The organism is Aequorivita sinensis (genome assembly GCF_006346335.1).
GTDB classification, from domain to species: domain Bacteria; phylum Bacteroidota; class Bacteroidia; order Flavobacteriales; family Flavobacteriaceae; genus Aequorivita; species Aequorivita sinensis.
Window position 1 is genome coordinate 1 of the sequence record NZ_VDMC01000059.1, and the last position, 780, is coordinate 780.

Annotated in this window: 1 protein-coding gene; it reads right to left on the bottom strand. The window is 36.7% G+C overall.

The features are described from left to right. Nucleotides 1-245 precede the first annotated feature (245 nt). Nucleotides 246-638, bottom strand: coding sequence for a hypothetical protein (locus tag FHP04_RS14390; protein ID WP_139856843.1), 393 nt, complete (start codon nt 636-638; stop codon nt 246-248). Between the last annotated feature and the right edge of the window lie 142 nt (nt 639-780).

Here is a 780-nt window from a genome sequence, read left to right on the forward strand (position 1 = left end):
AAAAGTCCGATTCGTTATAGTCCGAATATTTTTTTTCAGACTCGCAGGAAATAAGTCCGAAGGTCAAAATTAATATTATGGTCAGCAGTTTTCTCAAAATTACTTACAACGTTTATGTGTAAGAATAGTTGCGGTGGCAAGCACCTAAAATAGTAAACATTGACCGAGCCTGTGGAAATTCCGCAGGAATTTCCAAGTAGGCGAGAATCAAGCAATTATTTTTACACGGTGTTGGCAAATCGTGCTTAGTTATTTTCTATTAACGTTACAATTTCTTTAAATCTTGTTCTGAGAATTCGTTCCAAATCTTTAAGTTTTCTGTTATCCAGATTTAGTCCTATTCTCAATTGTTCTCCAGCAGAGTTCACTTTGATTAGGTTTTGGTTTAGCACTATGTTTATTTTTTCATTAGGCTTGAAAATCTCATCCGATTCTGAAGATTCGATATAGTAATAGTCGGCATCATAATCATCTTCTGGATAAGTTCTTTGAATCAACAAGTACTTTTCATCGCTATTCATAATCTCTTCCATAGATTTGAACTGGTCGTCCGCTGATCTTGAATCTGAAAATGTTATGGTACACCCAAACTCTTCATCTTGGATTGTCAGTTCTATGCATTGGAAATTAGTTTTCATTTATTGGATATAGTTGTTTTTGCATGTTTGCCAACGTCCCGTATAAAAACTGTGCGAGCGGGCGAGCGTGATTGTCCGCAGGACAATCCGCTGAGCAAGCGAGCACGGAATTTCGATTCAAGACAGGTTTTAGCATTGTTTT